The 23,205-nt window shown below is 73.7% G+C and carries 17 protein-coding genes; 4 read left to right on the forward strand and 13 right to left on the reverse strand.

Annotated features, from left to right (window positions below):
• Window positions 1-6 precede the first annotated feature (6 nt).
• Together ABT015_RS10155 and ABT015_RS10160 are read left to right on the forward strand one after the other, a co-directional pair.
• On the forward strand, window positions 7-684 hold the full coding sequence (locus ABT015_RS10155; protein WP_350878243.1) for a response regulator transcription factor: 678 nt from the start codon (window positions 7-9) through the stop codon (window positions 682-684).
• On the forward strand, window positions 674-2,254 hold the full coding sequence (locus tag ABT015_RS10160; RefSeq protein WP_350878244.1) for a sensor histidine kinase: 1,581 nt from the start codon (window positions 674-676) through the stop codon (window positions 2,252-2,254). Before ABT015_RS10155 ends, ABT015_RS10160 begins: the two co-directional genes overlap by 11 nt.
• Here ABT015_RS10160 and ABT015_RS10165 read toward each other — a convergent pair whose 3' ends face one another.
• The 10 genes from ABT015_RS10165 to ABT015_RS10210 all read right to left on the reverse strand — a co-directional run bounded on the left by ABT015_RS10165 (window position 2,255) and on the right by ABT015_RS10210 (window position 14,954).
• Window positions 2,255-3,313, reverse strand: coding sequence for an SCO2583 family membrane protein (locus ABT015_RS10165; protein WP_350878245.1), 1,059 nt, complete (start codon window positions 3,311-3,313; stop codon window positions 2,255-2,257).
• 116 nt (window positions 3,314-3,429) lie between these two features.
• The gene (locus tag ABT015_RS10170) at window positions 3,430-4,008 is read right to left on the reverse strand and encodes an SCO2584 family spore wall biosynthesis protein (RefSeq protein ID WP_350878246.1); all 579 of its coding nucleotides are present in this window, start codon (window positions 4,006-4,008) and stop codon (window positions 3,430-3,432) included.
• Between the two features lie 123 nt (window positions 4,009-4,131).
• Window positions 4,132-5,454, reverse strand: a complete 1,323-nt coding sequence (locus ABT015_RS10175; RefSeq protein ID WP_350878247.1) for a glutamate-5-semialdehyde dehydrogenase — start codon at window positions 5,452-5,454, stop codon at window positions 4,132-4,134.
• 135 nt (window positions 5,455-5,589) lie between these two features.
• A complete protein-coding gene (locus ABT015_RS10180) occupies window positions 5,590-5,988 on the reverse strand; it encodes a DUF8830 family protein (RefSeq protein ID WP_350878283.1) in 399 nt (132 codons plus the stop codon).
• A 294-nt stretch (window positions 5,989-6,282) separates the two neighbouring features.
• Window positions 6,283-7,419, reverse strand: a complete 1,137-nt coding sequence (gene proB, locus ABT015_RS10185; RefSeq protein WP_350878248.1) for a glutamate 5-kinase — start codon at window positions 7,417-7,419, stop codon at window positions 6,283-6,285.
• A gap of 345 nt (window positions 7,420-7,764) precedes the next feature.
• On the reverse strand, window positions 7,765-9,243 hold the full coding sequence (gene obgE / locus ABT015_RS10190; protein WP_350878249.1) for a GTPase ObgE: 1,479 nt from the start codon (window positions 9,241-9,243) through the stop codon (window positions 7,765-7,767).
• A gap of 100 nt (window positions 9,244-9,343) precedes the next feature.
• A complete protein-coding gene (gene rpmA, locus ABT015_RS10195) occupies window positions 9,344-9,601 on the reverse strand; it encodes a 50S ribosomal protein L27 (RefSeq protein ID WP_030309712.1) in 258 nt (85 codons plus the stop codon).
• Between the two features lie 14 nt (window positions 9,602-9,615).
• Entirely contained in the window at window positions 9,616-9,933 is a 318-nt protein-coding gene (rplU, locus tag ABT015_RS10200) for a 50S ribosomal protein L21 (protein WP_350878251.1), read from the reverse strand.
• A gap of 233 nt (window positions 9,934-10,166) precedes the next feature.
• A complete protein-coding gene (locus ABT015_RS10205; protein WP_350878252.1) occupies window positions 10,167-13,760 on the reverse strand; it encodes an Rne/Rng family ribonuclease in 3,594 nt (1,197 codons plus the stop codon).
• Window positions 13,761-14,192: 432 nt separating this feature from the next.
• Complete coding sequence (locus ABT015_RS10210; RefSeq protein ID WP_350878253.1) at window positions 14,193-14,954, reverse strand: TIGR03936 family radical SAM-associated protein; 762 nt, start codon at window positions 14,952-14,954, stop codon at window positions 14,193-14,195.
• Window positions 14,955-15,364: 410 nt separating this feature from the next.
• Here ABT015_RS10210 and ABT015_RS10215 point away from each other — a divergent pair, with 410 nt between their 5' ends.
• Window positions 15,365-15,739 (forward strand): peptidoglycan-binding domain-containing protein, encoded by a 375-nt coding sequence (locus ABT015_RS10215; protein ID WP_350878255.1) that lies wholly within the window; start codon window positions 15,365-15,367, stop codon window positions 15,737-15,739.
• Window positions 15,740-15,870: 131 nt separating this feature from the next.
• Here the strand turns inward: ABT015_RS10215 and ABT015_RS10220 are convergent, their stop codons facing one another.
• Entirely contained in the window at window positions 15,871-17,814 is a 1,944-nt protein-coding gene (locus ABT015_RS10220; RefSeq protein WP_350878256.1) for a TIGR03960 family B12-binding radical SAM protein, read from the reverse strand.
• A gap of 468 nt (window positions 17,815-18,282) precedes the next feature.
• On the opposite strand from ABT015_RS10220, the gene ABT015_RS10225 reads away from it, so the two are divergent.
• Window positions 18,283-19,575 (forward strand): M14 family zinc carboxypeptidase, encoded by a 1,293-nt coding sequence (locus tag ABT015_RS10225; protein ID WP_350878257.1) that lies wholly within the window; start codon window positions 18,283-18,285, stop codon window positions 19,573-19,575.
• 131 nt (window positions 19,576-19,706) lie between these two features.
• Here the strand turns inward: ABT015_RS10225 and rodA are convergent, their stop codons facing one another.
• Both rodA and mrdA read right to left on the reverse strand, forming a co-directional pair.
• Window positions 19,707-20,906, reverse strand: a complete 1,200-nt coding sequence (gene rodA, locus ABT015_RS10230; protein ID WP_063347559.1) for a rod shape-determining protein RodA — start codon at window positions 20,904-20,906, stop codon at window positions 19,707-19,709.
• Window positions 20,903-23,203, reverse strand: a complete 2,301-nt coding sequence (gene mrdA, locus ABT015_RS10235) for a penicillin-binding protein 2 (RefSeq protein ID WP_350878258.1) — start codon at window positions 23,201-23,203, stop codon at window positions 20,903-20,905. Before mrdA ends, rodA begins: the two co-directional genes overlap by 4 nt.
• Window positions 23,204-23,205: the final 2 nt, after the last annotated feature.

Below are 23,205 nucleotides of genomic sequence, written 5' to 3' on the forward strand. Positions count from 1 at the left end.
GTCGCCATGCGGCTACTGATCGTCGAGGACGAAGAGCGACTCGCGCGGTCCCTGAGACAGGGGCTGGCGGCGGAGGGCTACGCGGTCGACCTGGCCCACGACGGCGCCCAGGGGCTCGAACTCGCCCTCACCGAGCCCTATTCGGCGATCGTGCTCGATCTGATGCTGCCCGGTCTCAACGGCTTCAAGGTCTGCCACGAACTGCGCGGCGCCGGGAATTCCGTACCGATTCTGATGCTCACCGCGAAGAACGGTGAGTACGACGAGGCCGAGGCACTGGACTGCGGCGCCGACGACTTCCTCAGCAAGCCGTTCTCCTACGTCGTGCTCACCGCCCGGCTGCGCGCCCTGCTGCGCCGCGGCGCCGCCGCCCGCCCGCCGGTGCTCGCGGTCGGCGCGCTGCGGATCGACCCGGCGGCCCGCCGCTGCACCGCCGCCGACCGACAGGTCCGGCTCACCACCAAGGAGTTCGCCGTGCTGGAGTGCCTGGCCCACCGCCCCGGCGAGGTGATCCCCAAGGGCGGCATCCTGGACACCGTCTGGGACGCCGCCTTCCGGGGCGACGTGAACATCGTCGAGGTCTACATCGCCGCCCTGCGGCGGAAACTGGACGTGCCCGGCGTCGGCTGCCGGATCGAGACGGTGCGCGGCGCCGGGTACCGGCTGGTGCCCGATGCGCGCTGACCGCCTCCGCCCGCTGCTGCGCCCCTGGCACCGCTCCTCGCTCCGCGTCCGCGCCGCCCTCGGCGCGGCCCTCGCCTCGGTGCTGGCCTTCTCGGTGGCCAGCCTCTGGGTCGGCGGCGCGGTCCACGACCAGTGGACGGCCGTCACCGAGAAGCAGGCCCGGGAAAGCGTCCGGCTCGTCGCCCACGACATCCCCACCGGCACCCAGACCTGGGGCTCGACCCTGAAGGAGTCGTTCCTGCTGGTGCTGGCCGACGGCAACGTGGCCTTCCCGGCCAGCCCCGACGGCCGGGGCAGCATCACCACCTACCGCAACCAGGGCTCCGTCCAGGCCAACACCCTGCTGGGCGAGTACGCGGGCCTGCCGCCCGAGCCCTTCGCCGCCCTTCCCCCGTACCCCCAGGACGTCCCCACCGGGCAGACCGAGCAGGTCCGGATCACGCTGCCCGACCACACCCGGCTGTTCCACTGGCCCGCGAACGGTCCCTCCCTCGTCAGCCGGGACGTCACCCTGCTCAAGCAGGTCACCGACCAGGCGTCCTCGGAGGCGCTGAAGACGTACACCGGCATCGCGGGCCTGCCGGCCCAGCGCGTCACCGTCTACCTGCTGGTCAACCCCACCGCCGCCGACCAGGCCGAGGACCGGATCACCGGCATCCTGCTGCGCTACGTACTGCCCGCCGCGACCCTGTTCACCGCCCTGATCGCCTGGCTGGTCACCGGCCTGGCGCTGCGGCCGGTGGAGTCGATCCGCCGGGGCATGGCCCGGATCGGCGCCGGCGCCTTCCACGAGCGCGTCCCGGTGCCACCCTCGCGGGACGCCATCGCCCGGCTGGCCGAGACCACCAACACCACGCTCGGCCGCCTGGAACACGCGATCGACGAGCAGCGCCGGCTGGTCTCGGACGCCTCGCACGAGCTGCGCAGCCCGCTGGCCGCGCTGCGCAACTCGCTGGAGGTCCCGCTGGCCCACCCGGCGGGCGTGGAATGGCCACAGGTGGTCCGCGACGCGCTCACCGACACCGAGCGGCTGCAACTGCTCACCGACGACCTGCTGCTGCTCGCCGCCGTCGAGGAACGCTCCGGGCCGCTCAGCGGCGAGCCGGTGGACCTCGCCGACCTGGTCGGCGAGCAGGTCGCCGAACGCGCCCACCCGTCCGCCGACGGGCCGGCCTTCCTGGCCGTCTCCCTGGAGCCCGCGCCCGTCCCGGGCAGCGAACTGCGGCTGGGCCGGCTGGTGCGCAACCTGCTCGACAACGCCGCCCGGCACGCCCGCACCGCCGTCGCCGTCTCGGTGACCGTCGAGGACGGGCACGCCGTGCTGACCGTCACGGACGACGGTCCGGGCATCCCGCCGGAGGACCGGGAGCGGGTCTTCGACCGGTTCGTCCGGCTGGACGACGCCCGCTCCCGCGACGCCGGCGGCGCCGGCCTGGGCCTCGCCCTGGTCCGCTCGATCGCCCGCGGCGTCGACGGCACCGCCGCCTTCACCGACCCGCCCCCGCCCGGCCCGGGCGCCCGCGCGGTGGTCCGCCTCCCGCTCGCCGCCGGCGCCCCGGACACGCCCTAGCTAAGGCGCCAGCACCCCGCACACCTGCCAGGCCGGCTGCGCGTGGTTGCCCGGATCGATCGGCGCCGGCGGCGGGACCTGGGTGCCCTGCGGGGTGGCCAGCACCGGCTGGAGGAAGCCGGCCATCGAGGTGGTGCAGGGCTCCGGCCCGGCCTGGATCACCGAGTCCACCAGCCGCAGCTGGGCCGAGGCCAGGTCGACCCGGTCGAACTGGAAGGTCAGCTGCCGCCGGACGGTCTCCAGGGTGACCGGCGCACCGGCCGCGGCTCCGGCCGCCTTCAGCGCGTAGACGAAGGTGTGGTCGGTGGTGATCTGCAGCGTGCCGCCGTCGGCCTCGTCGATCCGCATCGCGCCGGTCACCTTCACGGTGTCGGCGGCCAGCGCGACCTGCGCCGGGTCGAAGCGCACCAGCCAGCCGGTCAGCGCGTGGTGCCGGTCGTCGACCGGCTGGGTCACGCTGGTGTCGAACTGGGCCTGCTCCCCGGGGGTGACGAAGGCCCGCACGTCGGCGGTCGCGCCCTGGACGAGGGTGGCCGGGGCCAGCGAGGAGGCCACCAGGTAGCGCTGGACGGTGTCGAGCGCCTTGGTCACCTCGACCCGGCTGAAGTGCTCGGTGGCGGCCCCGGTCGGGGTGCCCAGTCCGATCGCCCCGTCGCTGTACCCGACCGGCAGCGCGGCGAACGGGTTGGCCGGGTCGGCGACCGGCCGGACCACCGAGGCCGGACTCAACGCGACCAGGCTGACGGTCAGTTGGCTGCCCTCGGGCCGGGCCGAGATCCGGTTCGGCGAGCTGACCCCGAAGTACACCGCGGCCCCGAAGGCCAGCAGCACGAGCAGCAACAGGGCGAGCGCCTGCCGCGGCACGCTGCCCAGCGGGCCGAACCGCACCCGCGGGCGGGTGGCCCGGCCGAAGGACCCGGCCAGCCGCTCCCGGGCGGACAGCTCCTGGATCCGGGCAGCCCGGACGAAGGACTCGTCGAAGACGACGGACCGGTACTCGTCCTCATTGCCGGAACCACCGTCGGGCGCACCCTCAGGAGGCTCTCGCGGGTCACCCATGACACCAGGGTAAGGCGCGCCCTCGCCCCTCCACGAGGGTGCGCCCGCAGATTCCCGGGAACGCCCCGCGACCGCCCGCCCCGGCGCGCACCACCCCCGTGCCACGCCCTACGACGTCACCCCGCAGGTGCGGTGACCACGAGCGACGGCTCGGCCGGCGCGGGCCTCGGATCGGTCCCGGGGCTGCTGCTGCCGGACTCCGGGCGCCGGGGCGCGCCGGAGGAGCCGCCCACGCCCTGGTAGATCGCCGCGACCGCGACGGCCACCAGGCTCACGCCCATGATCACGGCGAGCACCCAGGCCACCGGCCGGTGCCAGCGCTGCTGGGCCACGTACCGCCCGCGCCCGCGCGCCGGGTCGTAGCCGCGTCGGCGGCGGCCCGGGCGGCCGGTCGCCCGGCCGGGGCCCGACCAGGGATCGGGGTACAGGTGGTCGTCGTCGAGTCCGCTCGGGTGCGGGCGCAGCTCCAGCGGCAGCCCGTCCCCGGCGGTGACGTCATAGCCCCAGACCGGGCCCGCGGTGTCCGGCTCGAACCGGGCCTCGGCGGCGGCGAGCTGCCGCTCCTTGGCCGTCGGCTCGTGCACGGCGGCGGACCGGACGAAGGCCTCATCGAAGACCACGGTGGCGAACTCGTCGTCCGCACCACCGTGGTCGGCGCCGTCGGGGTACGGCGAGCCCCCCACATCGTCAGCCACGGCTTCAGCGTATTACCGGGCGGCCGATTTGTCTGTGGCTCATCGCAGTTGGTCCGTCACACGTGTGACGCGGGCCGCCGCGGACCGCCCCGGGGCCCGGCCGGCCGGCCGCGCGGGCCGCGCTCAGCGCGCGTCCGCGTCCCCGCCCACGGTCTGCGTCGCCTCGCCGCGCACGTGCCCGTCACCAGTGACGATGTACTTGGTGCTGGTCAGCTCGGGCAGGCCCATCGGACCGCGGGCGTGCAGCTTCTGGGTGGAGATGCCGATCTCGGCGCCGAAGCCGAACTCGGCGCCGTCGGTGAAGCGGGTGGAGGCGTTGACGGCCACCGTGGTCGAGTCGACCAACCGGGTGAAGCGCCGGGCGGCGGCCTGCGAGGTGGTGACGATCGCCTCGGTGTGGCCGGAGGACCAGCGGCGGATGTGCTCGACGGCGGCGTCCAGCGAGGGCACCACGGCCGCCGCCAGGTCGTAGGACAGGTACTCGGCGCCCCAGTCCTCCTCGGTGGCGGGCACCACGGTGGCGGCGCCGCCCTCGGCGGCCTTGAGCACCGCGTCGTCGCCGTGCACGGTCACCCCGGCCTCGGCGAGGGCGGCCAGCGCGAGCGGCAGGAAGGCGTCCGCGACGTCCTGGTGGACGAGCAGCGTCTCGGCCGCGTTGCAGACGCTGACCCGCTGCGCCTTGGAGTTCAGCAGGATCCCGACGGCCATCGCCAGGTCGGTCTGCGCGTCCACGTACACGTGGCAGTTGCCGGTGCCGGTCTCGATCACGGGCACGGTCGAGCCCTCGACCACCGTGCGGATCAGCGAGGCCCCGCCGCGCGGGATCAGCACGTCGACCAGGCCGCGGGCGCGCATCAGCTCCTGGACGGAGTCCCGGCTCTCGCCCGGGACGAGCTGGACGGCGTCGGCGGGCAGCCCGGCCGCGGCGACCGCGTCCCGCAGGACGGCGACCAGCGCGGTGTTGGAGCGGTAGGCGGAGGCCGAGCCGCGCAGCAGCACGGCGTTGCCGGACTTGAGGCAGAGCGCGGCGGCGTCCACCGTGACGTTCGGCCGGGCCTCGTAGATGATGCCGACCACGCCGAGCGGCACCCGCACCTGGCGCACGTCCAGGCCGTTGGGCAGGGTGTAGCCGCGCAGCACCTCGCCGACCGGGTCGGGCAGGCCGACGACGTCGCGCACGTCGGAGGCGATCGCGGCGATCCGCTCGTGGTCGAGGCTCAGCCGGTCGATCACCGACTCGGCGGTGCCGGCCGCGCGGGCGCGGGCCACGTCCTCGGCGTTGGCGGCGGTGATCTCGGCGCTGCGGGCCACCAGGGCGTCCGCGATCGCCAGCAGCGCGGCGTCCTTCGCCCTGCGCGGCAGCGGGGCGAGCGCGGCGGCGGCCTCCCGGGCTCGGCGCGCTACGGCGAGGACGGGGCTGTCGGCGGTGGCGAGATCGCTGGTCATGCGCCAAGGGTAGCGACTGCGCGGGGCCCGCCGAGCGGCCATTTCGCCCGGCGAGACGGCCTGGCGGGACGGTTCTCCCCGCGGCTCACCCGCTCCGGGGCTCGTCCCGGTGGCCGCGTCCGGGGTGCGTCCCCCTCAGTACGGGTGCACCCCGCCCAGGTGCGGCGGCGGATCGCCGAAGCCCTCCGCCACCCGCTTGTGGTACGTCGCCCGGTCGACCACCTCCAGGCCGACGATCTCCCACGGCGGCAGGTTCGCGGTGACCTTGTGCTCGCCCCACAGCCGCAGCGCTATCGCCGCCGCGTCGTGCAGGTCCCGGGCCTGCTCCCAGTACCGGATCTCGGCGTGGTCGGCGGCGTAGCGGGCGGTGAGGAAGAACGAGTGGTCGTGCGCCAGCCGCTCCAGCGAGGTCCGCAGCGAGGACAGCGGGGTGACCTGCCCGGACACGCTCAGCACCACGTGCCAGAGCCGGGCCTGCTCGGGCACGGTGGGCGGCTCCCCCGGGTCCGCGTGCCGCGACCGCGGCCTGCGCATCCCGCCGGGCGTCTGCGGCGGCGGACCGGCCGGCTCGGCGGGTCCGTCCCCGCGTCCGCCGTCGATGCTGGTCAGCCGCCGGCCCGCCGTCCCTGCGGTCAGCGTTGCCTCGCTTCTGCGTTCCACCGGCGGCCTCCTGTTCGGCGATGTCGTGTCGTCCCCCGCACCGGACCCGCCGGCCCGCGGCCGACCGGTACGGCTGCACCGCTCCTCGCCCGCGGCCGAGCCACTCCCCGTACGGAGCGGCCCGCCCACCGCGCTCTGCCGGTCGGCCGGTACCGGCCGACCGGCCGGTCAGCCGCGCAGAACGACCAGGTCGTCGCGGTGGACGACCTCACGCTCGTACGCGGCGCCGAACTCCTGGGCCAGGTCGCGGGTGGACCGGCCGAGCAGGCGGGGCAACTCCCTCGCATCAAAGTTGACCAGTCCGCGAGCCACGATGTGGCCGTTTTCGGCAAGAAGGTCCACCGGATCACCCGCCGTGAACTCCCCGTCCACCTTGGTGACCCCGGCGGGCAGCAGCGAGGCGCCGCCGGAGACGACGGCCGTGACGGCGCCCGCGTCGAGGTGCAGGGCGCCGCGCGGGCTGCTCGCGTGGGCCAGCCAGAGCATCCGGTCGGAGGTGCGGCTGCCGGTGCGCAGGAACAGGGTGCCGGTGCGCCGTCCGGCCAGCGCGTCGGCGGCGTAGCTGGCAGCGGTGAGCACCACCGGGATGCCCGCGCCGGTGGCGATCCGGGCCGCCTCGACCTTGGTGACCATGCCGCCGGTGCCGACGCCGGCCTTGCCCGCGCTGCCGATCTCGACGCCGTCGAGGTCGTGCGGGCCGCTCACCTGGTCGATCCGGCTGGTGCCGGGCCGGGCCGGGTCGCCGTCGTAGAGGCCGTCCACGTCGGAGAGCAGCACGAGCAGGTCGGCCCGGACCAGGTGGGCGACCAGCGCGGCCAGCCGGTCGTTGTCCCCGAACTTGATTTCGGCGGTGGCGACGGTGTCGTTCTCGTTGACGATCGGCATCGCGCCCATGGCCAGCAGCTGGTCGAGGGTGCGGTAGGCGTTGCGGTAGTGGGCGCGCCGGCTGGCGTCCTCGGCGGTGAGCAGCACCTGGCCGACCCGGATGCCGTACCGGGCGAAGGAGGCGGTGTAGCGGGCGACCAGCAGTCCCTGGCCGACGCTGGCGGCGGCCTGCTGGCGGGCCAGGTCCTTGGGCCGCTTGTCCAGGCCGAGCGGGGCCAGGCCGGCGGCGATGGCGCCGGAGGAGACGAGGACGACCTCGGGGGCGTCCGGGCGGCTGCGCACCTTGGCGAGCGCGTCGACCAGGGCGTCGACCCGGTCGGCGTCCAGGCCGCCGGCCGCCGTGGTGAGGGAGGAGGAGCCGACCTTGACGACGATCCGCCGGGCGGTCAGCACCTCCTCGCGCAGTGAGTCCTCGCTCATCTCGCTGTACGCCCTTCCGGTGTGGTGCGGGTGCGGCGGGCCGGGCCCGGCCGTCACCCCCGAAATCTACGCGATCCGCGCAGGTCGCCCGCAGGGAGTTTCACCGGCTGGACCGGCCCCGGCCTCGGCGAAGCCACGCCCGAAGCCACGGCCGGAGTCACGGCCGGAGCGCCGGTCCGGACGGCCGGCGCTCCTGGGCCGGTACGGTTCCCGACCGCGGACCCGGCAGACATGACGACCCGTCAGTTCCGAACGGGGGGCCGGACACGCGAACGGCCCCCACCGCCCCGGAGGGTGGTGGGGGCCGTTCGCCCGGTCGGCCGGGACGCGTCCCGGCCGACCGGGTCACTCCTCGTCGTCGCCCTCGTCGATGGCGGCCGGGCGGGTGCTGGAGAGCGCCTCGAAGGCGAGGAACTCGGCCTCGGCCGCGTCCCGGCCCTTCTGCTTCTCGCGGCGGCGGTCGACCGCCGGGCGCGGGCTCTCCAGGCGGTGGTCCTCACCGCGGCGGCCGAGCATCTCGGCACCGGCGGCCATGGTCGGCTCCCAGTCGAAGACGACGGCGTTCTCGTCCGGGCCGATGATGACGGTGTCGCCCTCGTGCGCCCCGACCTTCCACAGCTTGTCCTCGACGCCGAGGCGGGCCAGCCGGTCGGCGAGGTAGCCGACGGCCTCGTCGTTGGAGAAGTCGGTCTGGCGGACCCAGCGCTCCGGCTTGGTGCCGCGGATGCGGTAGGCGCCGTCCTCCTCGGTGATGGTGAAGCCCTCGTCGTCAACGGCCTTGGGCCGCAGCACGATCCGGGTCGACTCCTCGACCGGCTTGGCGGCGCGCGCCTCGGCGACGATCTGCGCCAGCGCGAAGTTCAGCTCGCGCAGGCCCTTGCGGGAGGCGGCGGAGACCTCGAACACCTTGTAGCCGCGCTCCTCCAGGGACTCCCGGGTGAGGTCGGCGATGTCCTGGCCGTCCGGCACGTCCACCTTGTTGAGCGCGACCAGGCGCGGGCGCTCCTCCAGACCGCCGTACTCGGCCAGCTCGGCCTCGATGGTCTCCAGGTCGGTCAGCGGGTCGCGGCCGGGCTCCAGGGTGGCGCAGTCCAGCACGTGCACCAGCACCGAGCAGCGCTCGACGTGCCGCAGGAACTCCAGGCCCAGGCCGCGGCCCTGGCTGGCGCCGGGGATCAGGCCGGGCACGTCGGCGATGGTGTAGACGGTGTCGCCGGCGGTGACCACGCCGAGGTTGGGGATCAGGGTGGTGAACGGGTAGTCCGCGATCTTCGGCTTGGCCGCCGAGAGCACCGAGATCAGCGAGGACTTGCCGGCGCTCGGGTAGCCGACCAGGGCCACGTCGGCGACGGACTTGAGCTCCATCACGATGTCGCGGGCCTCGCCGGGCTCGCCGAGCAGCGCGAAGCCGGGCGCCTTGCGGCGGGCCGAGGACAGCGCGGCGTTGCCGAGGCCGCCACGGCCGCCCTGGGCGGCGACGAAGCTGGTGCCGTGCCCGACCAGGTCGGCCAGCACCTCGCCGTTGCGGTCCAGCACCACGGTGCCGTCCGGCACCAGCAGGACGAGGTCGCCGCCGTCCGCGCCGGTGCGGTGGCCGCCCGCGCCGGGCTTGCCGTTGGTGGCCTTGCGCTTGGGCGAGTGGTGGTACTCGAGCAGGGTGGTGATCTGCGCGTCGACGGTGAGGATGACGCTGCCGCCCTCGCCGCCGTTGCCGCCGTCGGGGCCGCCGAGCGGCTTGAACTTCTCCCGGTGCACGGAGGCGCAGCCGTGGCCCCCGTTACCCGCGGCGACGTGAAGTTCGACGCGGTCCACGAAGGTGGTCATGGTGTGCCTCCAGTGTGCGAAAGTCTGCTGCTACCTGCGTAAAGCATGAAGGGTGGACCGGAACATTCCGGCCCACCCTTCACTGTGAGTCTGGTGTGACTCAGGCCTCGACGGCCACGATGTTGACGACCTTGCGGCCGCGGCGGGTGCCGAACTGCACGGCACCGGCGGTCAGCGCGAACAGGGTGTCGTCGCCACCGCGACCGACGCCCGCACCCGGGTGGAAGTGGGTGCCGCGCTGGCGCACGAGGATCTCGCCGGCGGAGACGACCTGGCCGCCGAAGCGCTTCACGCCGAGGCGCTGGGCGTTCGAGTCACGGCCGTTACGGGTAGAGCTTGCGCCCTTCTTGTGTGCCATATCTCGCTATCCCCTTACTTGCTGACCGAGTCGATGCTGGTGATGCGCACCGCGGTGTGCTTCTGACGGTGACCCTGGCGACGGCGGTAGCCGGTCTTGTTCTTGTAGCGCAGGATGACGATCTTGTCGCCCTTGGTCTGGTCGACGACCTCGGCGTGGGTCTTCACACCGGCCAGGACCCACGGGTCGGACGTGACGGCTTCGCCGTCGACGATCAGGATGGTCGAGAGCTCGACCGAGTCACCCGGCTTGGCCTCGATACGGTCGATCTCCAGCACGTCGCCGACGGCGACCTTGTGCTGGCGGCCGCCTGCGCGAACGATCGCGTACATGCGGTACCTGCTTTCCTTACTCGGTCGGAACTCCCGACGCCAGCCGCCTGGGTACGGACACAGGGGCCTCTCCCCGCCCGCTGCCGCGCGAACGCGGCGCTTCGGGAAGGTGATGTGCTCGGGAGCGTGTGGCGTAGACACGCCGAGGGTCAAGAATACGGACCGGCCGCCCGGGGGGCAAACCGGCCCGTACGGCCCGGGGCGGGAAGGGTCCCGCCCCGGGCGCGTGGGCACTACTCGGCCGCCGTATCACCTTCGGCGGCCGCCGCCTTCTTGGCCGCCGCGCTCGTCCGCTTGGTCGCGGTCTTGCGGGCGGTGGTCTTCTTGGCCGCCGTGGTCGTCTTCTTGGCGACGGTCTTCTTCGCGGCGGTCTTGCGGGCGGCCCGCTTCTTGGGCGCCGGGGCCTCCTCCGCGGGCGGCTCCTCGGCCTCGGCCTCGGCGGCCGGTGCCTCCTGCGCCGGAGCCTCGACGACGGCCTCCACGGCTTCCACGGTCTCGACGGCCGGGGCCTCCTCCGCGGGCGCCTCGACGACGGCCTCCACGGTCTCGACGGCCTCGGGCGTCACCACGGCCGGGGCGGCCGGGTTGGCGGCCTCCAGGGCCGCCTCCAGCGCCGCGTCGGCCCGCGCCTGGAGCACCACGATCTCGGCCTCGCCCGGCGCCCCGGCCGGAGCCGTCGCCTTGCGGACCGCGCGGCGGCGGGTGCGGCCGGCCGGAGCCGCCGGAGCGGCGGGGATCTCGACCAGGTCCGGCTGGGCGGCCGGGGCCTCCTCGACGGCCTCCGCCTCGACGCCCGGGACCTCCAGGGCCAGCTGGCCCTCGATCTCCTCGCGCACCGGCTCGCCCTCGACGGCCACCTCGGCCACGGCGGCCTCGACGGCCTGCGGCTCCTCGGCGGCCGCCCCGCCCTTGCCCCGGCGACGGCGCTTGCTGCTGCCCGCGGCCGCCTCGGCCGACACGGCCGGGGTGTGGACGTGGGCGCTCGGCTGCTCCATGTGAACGATCACGCCGCGGCCGTTGCAGTGCACGCACGGCTCGGAGAAGGACTCCAGCAGGCCCTGGCCGACCCGCTTGCGGGTCATCTGGACCAGGCCCAGCGAGGTGACCTCGGCCACCTGGTGCTTGGTCCGGTCCCGGCCCAGGCACTCCAGCAGGCGGCGCAACACCAGGTCCCGGTTGGACTCCAGCACCATGTCGATGAAGTCGATCACGATGATGCCGCCGAGGTCGCGCAGCCGCAGCTGGCGCACGATCTCCTCGGCCGCCTCGATGTTGTTGCGGGTGACCGTCTCCTCCAGGTTGCCGCCCTGGCCGACGAACTTCCCGGTGTTGACGTCGACGACGACCATCGCCTCGGTGCGGTCGATCACCAGCGAACCGCCGCTGGGCAGCCAGACCTTGCGGTCCAGCGCCTTCATCAGCTGCTCGTCGATCCGGTAGGTGGCGAACACGTCCACCTCGGAGGTCCACCGCTGGAGCCGCTCGGCGAGGTCCGGGGCCACGTTGGAGACGTAGTCGTGGATGGTGCGCCACGCCTCGTCGCCGGAGACGATGACCTTGGTGAAGTCCTCGTTGAAGATGTCGCGGACGACCCGGACGGTCATGTCCGGCTCGCCGTACAGCAGCGCGGGGGCGTTGCCGGTCGCGGCCTTCTTCTGGATGTCCTCCCACTGCTGCTGCAGCCGCTGGACGTCGTGGGTCAGCTCCTCCTCGGAGGCGCCCTCGGCGGCGGTGCGCACGATGACGCCCGCGTCGTCCGGGACGATCTTCTTGAGGATCTGCTTCAGCCGGGCGCGCTCGTTCTCGGGGAGCTTGCGCGAGATGCCGGTCATCGAGCCCTCGGGCACGTAGACCAGGTAGCGGCCGGGCAGCGAGATCTGGCTGGTCAGGCGGGCGCCCTTGTGGCCGATCGGGTCCTTGGAGACCTGCACCAGCACGGACTGGCCGGACTTCAGCACCGACTCGATCCGGCGCGGGCCGCCGTGGCCCAGCGCACCGAAGTTGACCTCGCCGGCGTACAGCACGGCGTTGCGGCCCTTGCCGATGTCGACGAAGGCGGCCTCCATCGACGGCAGCACGTTCTGGACCTTGCCCAGGTAGACGTTGCCGACGTACGAGGTGGCCTGCTCCTTGTTGACGTAGTGCTCGACCAGCACGCCGTCCTCAAGGACGCCGATCTGGGTCCGCTGGCCGTTCTGGCGCACCACCATGACGCGCTCGACCGACTCGCGGCGGGCCAGGAACTCGGCCTCGGTGATGATCGGCACCCGGCGGCGGCCCAGCTCGCGGCCCTCGCGGCGGCGCTGCTTCTTCGCCTCCAGACGGGTCGAGCCCTTGATGGACTGCACCTCGTCCGGGTCGAAGGACGGCTCGGTGGAACGGCGGCGCGGCTCGCGCACCTTCACCACCGTGCGGACCCCGTCCTCGGTGGTCTCGGCGGTCTCGACGGCACCGGCCTCACCGCTGCGGCGGCGACGACGGCGACGACGGCGGGACGAGGACAGGCTGGCGGCCAGGTCGTCGTCGTCCTCGACGTCCTCCTCGGCGTCCGCGGCCGGCTCCTCGACGACGGACTGCCCGGTCTCGACGGCCTCGGCCTCGAACTCCTCGGCCTCGCCACGGCGACGACGACGGCCGCCCCGACGGCGACGGCGCGACGGACGGTCGTCCTCCCACTCGCCCTCGGTCTCCGGACCGGCGACGGGGGCCTCGACGACGGGCACCTCGACCGGCACCTCGACGGCCCGCTCGACCGGCTTCGCCTTTTCGGCGGCCTTCGCCCGCTCGATGACCTTGGCCTTCTCGGCCTTCTCGGCCTTCTCGGCGGCCTTCCGCTCGGCGGCCTTCGAACGGCTCGGCGGCTGCACCCGCACCGAGGTGCGCACCCGGCGACGGCGGCCGACGCCGCTGTACTCGAACTCGTCCTCCTCGCGCTGCGCGGCGGCCGGGGCCTCCACCGGCGCCGGAGCGGCGGCGGGCTGCTGCGGCGCCTGCGGCTGCGCGGCGGGGGCCGGGGCGGCGGCGGGCTCCTGGAACACCGGAGCCTGGAAGATCGCGGTGGACGGGCGGACCGCACGGCGGCGCACCCGGTGGGTCGGCTCGGCGGCCGGCGCGGGCTGGACGGCCGCGGGCTCCTCGACCGGCTCCTCCTCGACGGGCTCCTCCACCGCGGCGGGCTCCTCGACGGGGGTCTCGACGACCGGCGCGGCCTCGACCACGCGGCGGCGACGGGGCCGGCGGGCCGGAGCGGCGGGGGCCTCCTCGGCGGCGGGCTCGACGGCGGCGGGGGCCTCGGCCACCGGGGCGGCGGCGGGCTCCTCGGCCGGGGTCTCGGCGGCAGCCGGCGCCCCGGCGGGCGACTCGGCGCGCTTGCGGGTGCGGCGGGCCCGGGCGGGCTTCTCGGCCACCGGCTCGGCGGCCGGCTCGGCGGCCTTCTCGACCGGCTTGGCGGTCGCCTTCGCGCTCGCCTTCGCGGTCGTCTTCTCGACGGCGGGCGCCTCGGCGGCGGCCGGCTCGGCGGCCACGACCGGGGTCGTCTCCGGCGTCCCGGCCGGAGCCTCGGCGCGCTTGCGGGTGCGGCGGGCCCGGGCGGGCTTCTCGGCCACCGGCTCGGCGGCCGGTGCGGCCTGCGCCTCGGCGGCGGGCGCCTCGGCCGGAACGACCGTCTCGGCCGTCTCGGCGGCCGCGCCCTGCGGGGTGCCCGCCGGGCGGGACACCGCACGGCGACGGCGGCGCGGCGGCGCCGCGGAGGTGCCCTCGCCGCCGGTCGCGGCGGTCTCGTTCTGTTCCGTCGCCGCGTTCTGCTGCGGATCGGTGTTATCGAGCATGCGGGTGGATCTCCCGTCAGGCCCCCGGGCTCCACATCCGGGCACGGCACGGCACCCGTGGCCGGCCGGCATCTCGACGATGCTCGGGCCGGACCCTTTCACGGTGCCGCCGCGCGGACGCGAGGCCGCACAGGGGCTCGTAGTCTCGCTCGGCGCCCCGCCGCTCGGCGGGGTGTCGAAAGTCTTCTGGTCTGACCAGTCTTCTGAGGTTTTCCCAAGCTGCGCCGTTCCCCAACCCCGGGTGGCTCCCGGACGGGGTTCCCGGGCCCACCGACCTTCCTGGTCGGCGGGCCTCAGGTGGACGGCCTGTGCTGCGACGACGCTCGCTCCCCTGGGGAGCCGCGGGAACCTGGAGGACCGTCGGGCCCAGTGAGGCACTGGACCCGGCCTCCGCCCGTCAGGCGGACGCGGCCCCGCGAACCCCGGCGGCTGTCAGCCGGCCGGAGCCGCGGCGCGGTCGAGCGCCAGCGGGTCGGTCACCGTGCCGGACTCCTCGTCGAGCGGCCCCTGCGCCAGCCTGGTCACCTCTGCGGGGACCGGCGGCGCCAGGTCGGCCGTCACACGGAGACCGGACAATACGTCGTCGGGTCGTACGGCGGGTGTGGCGTGTCGTACTACCAGGCGCAGTATCGCACAGGGACGGCCGGTCCGAACATCGCGGTCCGCTTCGGCCGCCGTGTCCGCACCGTCGACGACCTGCGGCGCGACGATCTCGAGCGCCGCCACCGGACCGCGCGCGTCGAAGACCCGCACGCCGTTCTTGGTCACTCGTTCGACCTCGGCCCGCTCCGCGGCGAGGAACACCGCGACCGCGCGGGCGGCCTCCTGCGGCTCGACGCCGTCCAGCCGGACCAGCCACTCGGAGGCCTCGAGGCGCTCCACGAAGTTCGGCGTCCGGACCTCGACCGCGTCGATCACGTCCAGTCCGGTCGGCAGCGACTCGTCCAGCTGTGCCCGCAGTTCCTCCGGGTCGCGGAGGGCGGCCAGGCCGATCTCCAGGTACTCCGCCTCGCTCGCCACCCCGGTCGGGGCCGCGTTGGCGTAGGACACCTTCGGGTGCGGGGTGAAGCCTGCCGAATAGGCCATCGGCACGGCGGACCGGCGCAGGGCGCGCTCGAAAGCGCGCTGGAAGTCACGGTGGCTGGTGAAGCGGAGCCGGCCGCGCTTGGTGTAGCGGAGACGGATCCGCTGCACCGTCGGAGCGGGCGGAGGACCGTCGGGCGTACGGCGTGCCAGGGTCGCTCAGTCCTTAGTCAGTTGTCCCCGTCCGGCGCGACGGCTGCCGCCGCTGTCCGGACTCTGTCACCTCAAAGGGTACGCGCCCCGCCACCCCCCTCGTCCCGCCCCTGGTCAGCCGCACCCCGACGCCCCCCGCCCGCGCCCCTGTGACCGAGACGGCCGGGCCCACAACCCCCCGACACTCCGCGGCGAGTACGTCCCCGCAGGTGGCGGGCCGTCCTGAGGCCGTCGTCCAGCGGCGGGAAATTCCCAGAACATCCCTGAAGCCGTTCCCCCGTGTTGGGACGCCCACCCGCCAGGCAGGATTCGAGCCGTCCGAGTGCGGCCCACCCGGACCCACCGACCGCACACCGGGGGTGTGCGGCATGAGGAAGGGAACCTCCATGCGCAAGATCCTCGCCGGCCTCGCCGTGACCGGCCTCCTGTTCGCGGGCGGCGTCGCCACGGCGGGCAGCGCGTCCGCGGCGCAGGCCGGCAGCTACTGCGGGACCACCTACACGACGTGGGAGCCGCTGCTGCGCGGCGGCGAGAACAACGACGCCGTCAAGGCCCTGCAGTGCGAGCTCAACTCCTCGCTGAACACCACCCCCCTGAACGTCGACGGCGCGTTCGGACAGGACACCCTGAGCAGGGTGCTGCGGTTCCAGGCCTGTACCGGCCTCTCCCAGGACGGTCAGGTCGGCGCGCAGACCTGGGCCAAGCTGGACTCCGTCAGCACCTCGACCAACTGGGCCTGCTGATCCCGCACCCGGCCGTCGCCCGCCCGGCGAACGCGTGGAGCCCTCCCCGATCCCCGGGGAGGGCTCCATCCGTCACTTCGGGCACGTCACGCGGCCCGGACCCACCCGATCCGCGCCGCCCGCGCCGTCAACTAGCCCTGCGGGGCAGCCCCGTTGACCACGGCCAGCGGAAGCAGCTTCTTCCCGGTGGGACCGATCTGGATCTTGAGGTCCATCTGAGGGCACACACCGCAGTCGAAGCACGGGGTCCAACGGCAGTCGTCGACCTCGACCTCCTCCAGGGCGTCCTGCCAGTCCTCCCAGAGCCAGTCCTTGTCGAGGCCGCTGTCCAGGTGGTCCCAGGGCAGCACCTCCTCGTAGGTGCGCTCACGGGTGGTGTACCAGTCGACGTCGACGCCGGTGCCGGCCAGGCCCTTCTCGGCGGAGGCCATCCAGCGGTCGTAGGAGAAGTGCTCGCGCCAGCCGTCGAAGCGGCCGCCGTCCTCGTAGACGGCGCGGATGACGGCACCGATGCGGCGGTCGCCGCGGGACAGCAGGCCCTCGACGATGCCGGGCTTGCCGTCGTGGTAGCGGTAGCCGATGTTCTTGCCGTACTTGCGGTCGCCGCGGATCGAGTCGCGCAGCTTGGCCAGCCGGGCGTCGGTGGCCTCGGCGGACAGCTGCGGGGCCCACTGGAACGGGGTGTGCGGCTTGGGCACGAACCCGCCGATGGAGACGGTGCAGCGGATGTCGTTCTGGCCGGTGACCTCGCGGCCCTTCTGGATGACGTTCTTCGCCATCGCGCCGATCTGGAGCACGTCCTCGTCGGTCTCGGTGGGCAGGCCGCACATGAAGTACAGCTTCACCTGGCGCCAGCCGTTGCCGTAGGCGGTGGCGACGGTGCGGATCAGGTCCTCCTCCGACACCATCTTGTTGATCACCTTGCGCATGCGCTCACTGCCGCCCTCGGGGGCGAAGGTGAGGCCCGAGCGACGGCCGTTGCGCGACAGCTCGTTGGCGAGGTCGATGTTGAAGGCGTCGACGCGGGTGGACGGCAGCGACAGGCCGATCTTGTCGTCGCTGTAGCGGTCGGCCAGGCCCTTGGCGATGTCCCCGATCTCGGTGTGGTCGGCGCTGGACAGCGACAGCAGGCCCACCTCCTCGAACCCGGTCGCCTTCAGCCCGCGCTCCACCATCTCGCCGATGCCGGTGATGCTTCGCTCCCGCACGGGGCGCGTGATCATGCCGGCCTGGCAGAAGCGGCAGCCGCGGGTGCAGCCGCGGAAGATCTCCACGGACATCCGCTCGTGCACGGTCTCCGCGAGCGGGACGAGCGGCTGCTTCGGGTAGGGCCACTCGTCGAGGTCCATCACGGTGTGCTTGGACACCCGCCACGGCACGCCCGGGGCGTTCGGCACGACGCGGCCGATCCGGCCGTCGGCCAGGTACTCCACGTCGTAGAACTTCGGCACGTACACCCCGCCGGTGCGGGCGAGGCGCAGCAGCAGCTCGTCGCGGCCGCCCGGGCGGCCCTCGGCCTTCCAGCCGCGGACGAGCTCGGTGATGTCGAGCACGGCCTGCTCGCCGTCGCCGACCACCGCGCAGTCGATGAAGTCCGCGATCGGCTCGGGGTTGAACGCGGCGTGGCCGCCGGCCAGGACGATCGGGTCCTCGTCGGTGCGGTCCTTGGCCTCCAGCGGGATGCCGGCCAGGTCGAGCGCGGTCAGCATGTTGGTGTAGCCGAGCTCGGTGGAGAACGACAGGCCGAACACGTCGAAGGCCTTCACCGGGCGGTGCGCGTCCACGGTGAACTGCGGGACGTCGTGCTCGCGCATCAGCGCTTCGAGGTCCGGCCAGACGCTGTAGGTGCGCTCGGCGAGCACGCCCTCGCGCTCGTTGAGCACCTCGTAGAGGATCATGACGCCCTGGTTGGGCAGGCCGACCTCGTAGGCGTCGGGGTACATCAGCGCCCAGCGGACGTCGCAGGCGTCCCAGTCCTTGACGGTCGAGTTGAGCTCGCCGCCGACGTACTGGATCGGCTTCTGGACGTGCGGGAGGAGGGCCTCCAGGCGTGGGAAGACCGATTCGACAGTCATGTACTAGGAACCCTTACGACGTGATTCGGGTGCCGCGCGCATCGGCAGGCGACGGCGGGGAGGGGTGACCCTCAAGGGTAGCCCAATCCGGGGAAAGGCCCGCTGGCTCACCCCCGGGCTCACCGGCGCCCGGCCCGGGCACCCGCCCGCGCTCCGGCGCGGCCGCCCCGCCCCGGCCCGCCCCGGCCCGCGCAGTGCGCGCCCGCCGCCCGGCGCCGTCCGCCGTTGACATGCCCGGACCACCCGTGCGGTACTGACAGGGCCCCGCCAGAGACCTCTGCACCCCTTCCGGACACGGGAGTTGGGCCGTACGCTCAACCCTCGCCGATTCCTCCCCGGCGACCCGTCCCCGGCGCGCAGGGCCCCGCCCCCGGCCCCACCGGCCGCGTCCCTCGGCGCCCCCGCGCGCCCCGGCGGCCCGACAAGCCAGGCGGCCGCGCGGCCACGCGGCCACGCCCTAGGAGAGCCATGACCGACACCGACCGGCGGGTCCGCCCGCCCCGACCCCTCGGCAGCCGGGCCGCCCGCTACCCCGCGCCGGCCCAGGCCGAGGCCGCGGCCCGGCGCCTCGCGCTGCGCCACCCGGAGCGGTGCCGGCTGCGCGAGGTGGGCCGCTCGCGGGCCGGGCGCCCGCTGCTGCTGCTGTCCGTCGACCGGGGCCCGCGCACGGTGCTGGTCGTCGGCGGCCCGCACCCCAACGAGCCGATCGGCACGGCCGGCGCCCTGCGGCTGGCCGAGGTGCTGCTGGCGCGCCCCACCCGGCCCGGCCTGTCCTGGCACCTGCTGCTCTGCCTGGACCCGGACGGCGCCGCGCTCAACGCGGGCTGGCTGGACGGGCCGCTCACCGCGCGCCGGCACTACGAGCACTTCTTCCGCCCCTCGTTCGAGGAGCAGCCCGAACTGCTGCCGGCCGCCGACGCGGGCCGGCCCCCGATGCCGGAGAGCCTGGCGCTGACCGGCCTGATCGACGAGCTGCGCCCGTTCCTGCAGTGCTCGATGCACGGGGTGGACTTCGGCGGCGCCTTCATCCAGCTGACCGCCCCGGTGCCCGGGCTGCCCCAGCTCTTCGCCGCCTCGGTGCGCCGGGCCGGCATCCCGCTGGACGTCGACCCCTTCGACGCGGTCGGCTGGGCCAGCCCCTTCCCCGGCACCTATCTGATGCCCCCGGCGGACGGCGCGGGCCGGTCACGGGCGCTGCCGGACGAGCCGGAGCTGTCCACCTGGTCGTACGCCGGCCGGCACGGCGGGGTGACGGCCGTGCTGGAGGTGCCGATGTGGGCCGTGGACTCGGTCGGCGACGGCCGTCCGCACCCGGCGGCGGACCGGGCGGTCGGCGCCGCGGCCCGGGCGCTGCGCGAGCGCGCCGAGGAGCTCTCCGGGCTGCTGGCCCACGTGCCCGCGCACACCCGGGCGGCGCACGGGGAACTGGTGCGCGCGGCCGGGTTCACGCTGGAGTTCTGCCCGTCGGTGGCGGAGGAGTGGCTGGCCCGCTGGTGCGCCGAGCCGCTCACGGTGTCCCGGGTGACCACCGCCGAGATCGTCGCGGCCCGGATCCCGCTGCGGGTGGCGTCGACGGTGCTGCGACTGCTGGCGGACACCGGCGGTCCGACCGTGGAGGCGGCCCGGGGCCGGGCCCGCGACATCGTCACCGAGAGCCTGGGCCGGCTGCACCACCGCTTCGGCGCCCGCTGGGTGCCGGTCCAGGAGCAGCTGGCCCACCAGGTCCGCGCGGCGCTCACCGCCGCCGACTGCCTGCTCTGACCGGGACCGCAGCCCGCCACAACCGGGCGACAACTACCCACCCACAGGGCCAGGTTGAGAAACGCCGAGGGCCGACCCGAGAAATTCCCGGGCCGGCCCTCGACCGACGAACGCGCGGACGGACAGTCGACTCAGGCCGCTATCGGCCGCTGACTGCGGACCGCCTGGAGCAGCCCGATCGCGATCCAGACCGCGAACATCGACGACCCCCCGTAGGAGACGAACGGCAACGGGATGCCCGCCACCGGCATGATGCCCAGGCACATCCCGATGTTCTCGAAGGCCTGGAAGGAGAACCAGGCGATGATCCCCGCGGCCACGATCGTCCCGTACAGGTCGGTCGCCTGCCGGGCGATCCGGCAGGCCCGCCACAGCACCACGCCGACCAGCAGGATGATCGCCAGCGCCCCGACGAAGCCCAGTTCCTCACCGGCCACCGTGAACACGAAGTCGGTCTGCTGCTCCGGCACGAACTGCCCGGTGGTCTGCGTCCCGTGGAACAGCCCCTTGCCGGTCAGCCCGCCCGAACCGATCGCGATCCGGGCCTGCGCGGTGTTGTAGCCGACGCCGGAGGGGTCCAGCTGCGGGTTGGCGAAGGCCGCGAAGCGGTCGATCTGGTACTTGCTCAGCACCCCGAGCTTCCAGATCGCCACGCACCCGCCGGTGCCCGCCACCAGCAGCCCGAGCACCCAGCGGTTGGCCGCCCCCGAGCCGAGCAGGATGCCCAGCACGATCGCGGCCATCACCATCACCGAGCCGGCGTCCGGCATCAGCAGCACGACGCACATCGGCAGGAAGGCCCAGACCAGGCCGCGGAACACCGCCCGGTGCGAGGGGTACTCCCGCTCCCCCGCGTCCACCTGGTCGGACAGCACGACCGCCATCGCCAGCACGATCCCCAGCTTCGCGAACTCGGCGGGCTGGATGGAGAAGCCGCCGCCCAGTTGGATCCAGGAGTGCGCGCCGTTGATGGTCGAGCCCAGCGGGCTGAGCGTGGCGAGCAGCATCAGGATCACGCCGATGTACAGGAACGGCACGAGGGTGCGGAAGCGCCGACTCCCTATCCCTATCACCACCGAGCACAGCACCAGCCCGACGACCAGGTTGGTCAGGTGCCGGTACAGGAAGTACTGCGGGTCGCCGTGGGTGAGCGAGTCCCGGCCGCGGGTGGCCGACCACACCAGCAGAGAGCTGCCGAGGGACAGGGCGAGCGCGGCGAGCAGCAGTATCCAGTCCAGCCGCCACAGCGGCGAGTCCTTGGCCAGGGCCTTGGAGACCCCGCTGCGCTGCGGGCTCAGCCGCAGTTGCCGGTAGGAGCCGTAGGAGGTCATGCCCGCCCCCTTCCCGGGCCGCGGTTCGGTTCGAGTGCGGCGTCGGCCGCGGTGCCCGGGGCGGGCCGGTCGTTCGGCTGCGCCGGGTCCAGGAAGGCCGAGGCCGGGGCGGGCTCGCCCTGCGCCTGTTCCAGGAAGGCCGGCGCCGGGCCGACGGTGTTGCTGGTGTCGGCAGTGTTCGCGGTGTAGGCCGCCTGCTTGACGATCGCGGTGCCGTCCGGGTTGAACTTCGGCAGTTCGGCCTGCGGCGCGGGCAGCAGCGCCTTGCCGTTGTCGATGTTGCCCTTGTCGTCGACGCCGTACAGCGCCTGGTAGATCCGGCGGACGGCGTCGCCGGAGCCGCCGGAGCCGGTGCCGCCCTGGCTTATCGTCATGACGACCGCGTAGTCCTTGCTGTACGTGGTCAGCCAGGAGGTGGTCTGCTTGCCCTCGACCTCGGCGGTGCCGGTCTTGGCGTGCAGCTCGATCTTGTTCTGCGGCCAGCCGGCGCCGGAGAACTTCCAGGCGGCGGTACCGCCGGTGATGACGCCCGCGGTGGCCTGGTCGATGTAGCTCAGCAGCTTCTGAGAGCCGGGGAACTTGCCGTCCTCGTGCGGGGCGATCTCGCGGACGAGGTCCCCGCTCGGGCTTATCACCGCCTTGGCGATGGTCGGCCGGTAGAAGGTGCCGCCGTTGGCCAGCGCCGAGTAGATCCGGGCCATCTGGACCGGGGTGACGAGCGTGTCACCCTGGCCGATCGCGAAGTTGACGGCGTCACCGGCGCGCATCTGGTAGCCGTCGACGCAGTTCTCCTTGGCGATCTGGTCGGAGAAGCTGGTGCCGCCCTTCTGCGCCTGCGCGCACCAGGCGTCCTTGTTGTTGTCGTAGAAGGACTGCTTCCACTGCCGGTCCGGCACTCGGCCGGTGACCTCGCTGGGCAGGTCGATGCCGGTCTTGGCGCCGAGGCCGAACTGGTGCGCGGTCTTGAAGAACCAGTCGCCCGGCTCCTTCTTCGGCTTGATGCCGCCGTCCTTCATCCACTGGTCGTACGCCAGGCCGTAGAAGACGGTGTCGCAGGAGACCTCCAGCGCCTTCTCCAGGGAGATGGAGCCGAAGTTCTCGCTCTCGAAGTTCTTGAACTCGCGGCCGCCGATGGTCATGCTCTTCGGGCACGCGTACGTCCCGTCCAGCGAGTAGCCGGCCTCCACGGCGGCGGTGGTGGAGACGACCTTGAAGGTCGAGCCGGGGGCGGACTGACCCTGTATGGCCCGGTTCAGCAGCGGGAAGTTGGAGTCCTTGCTGGTCAGCGACTGGTAGTCCTTGCCGGTGATGCCGCCCACCCAGAGGTTGGGGTCGTAGGTCGGCGCGCTGGCCATCGCGACGATCCGTCCGGTGTGGACGTCCATCACCACGGCGGCGCCGGAGTCGGCCTCGTAGTTGCGGTTGGTGACCTTGTCGAAGGTCTTCCGGGCGTCGGCCATGGCCTGCGCCAGGTTGTCCTCGACCACCTTCTGCACCCGGGCGTCGATGCTGGTGACCAGGTTGTTGCCGGTCTGCGGGGCGGCGGCGCCGGCGGTGCCGATCACCCGGCCGAGGTTGTCCACCTCCAGCTGGGTGATGCCGGCGGTGCCGCGCAGGTCGCGGTCGTACACCGACTCCAGGCCGGCCCGGCCGATCTGGTCGGCCGGCAGGTAGCGGTCCAGGCCGGACTTGGAGGCGGTCTTGCTGACCTCCTCGTCGGTGACCGGCGAGAGGTAGCCGAGCACCTGCGCCATGTTGGCGCCCTCGGCGCCGGTGTAGCGGCGCACGGCGGTGGGCTGCGCGGTGACCCCGGGGAAGTCCTCGCGGCGTTCCATTATCTGCATCGCCTGCTGGGTGGTCGCCTCCTTGGTGACCGGGATCGGCTGGTAGGGCGATCCGTTCCAGCAGGGCTGCGGGGTCTTGGCGTCGCAGAGCCTGGTCTTCTCCTGCACGTCCTTGGCGGGCATCCCCAGCACCTCGGCCAGCCGGCCGAGCACCGCCTTGCCGCCGTCCTTCTGCTGCAGCAGCGAGGTGCGGCTGACCGAGACCACCAGCCGGGCCTCGTTGCCGGCCAGGATCCGCCCGGAGGCGTCCAGGATCTCGCCGCGGACGGCCGGTTCGACCACCTCGCGGATGTGGTTGCCGGTCGCCTTGGCGGTGTAGACGCTGGCGTTGCGGATCTGCAGGTACCACAGCCGCCCGCCGAGGGTGGCGAGCAGCGACAGGACCAGGATCTGCAGCACCACCAGACGGATCGTCACCCGCCGGGTACGGCCGGTCTCGGGGATGTTGCTCACGT

This window comes from Kitasatospora sp. NPDC094016 (assembly GCF_040304045.1).
GTDB lineage: Bacteria > Actinomycetota > Actinomycetes > Streptomycetales > Streptomycetaceae > Kitasatospora.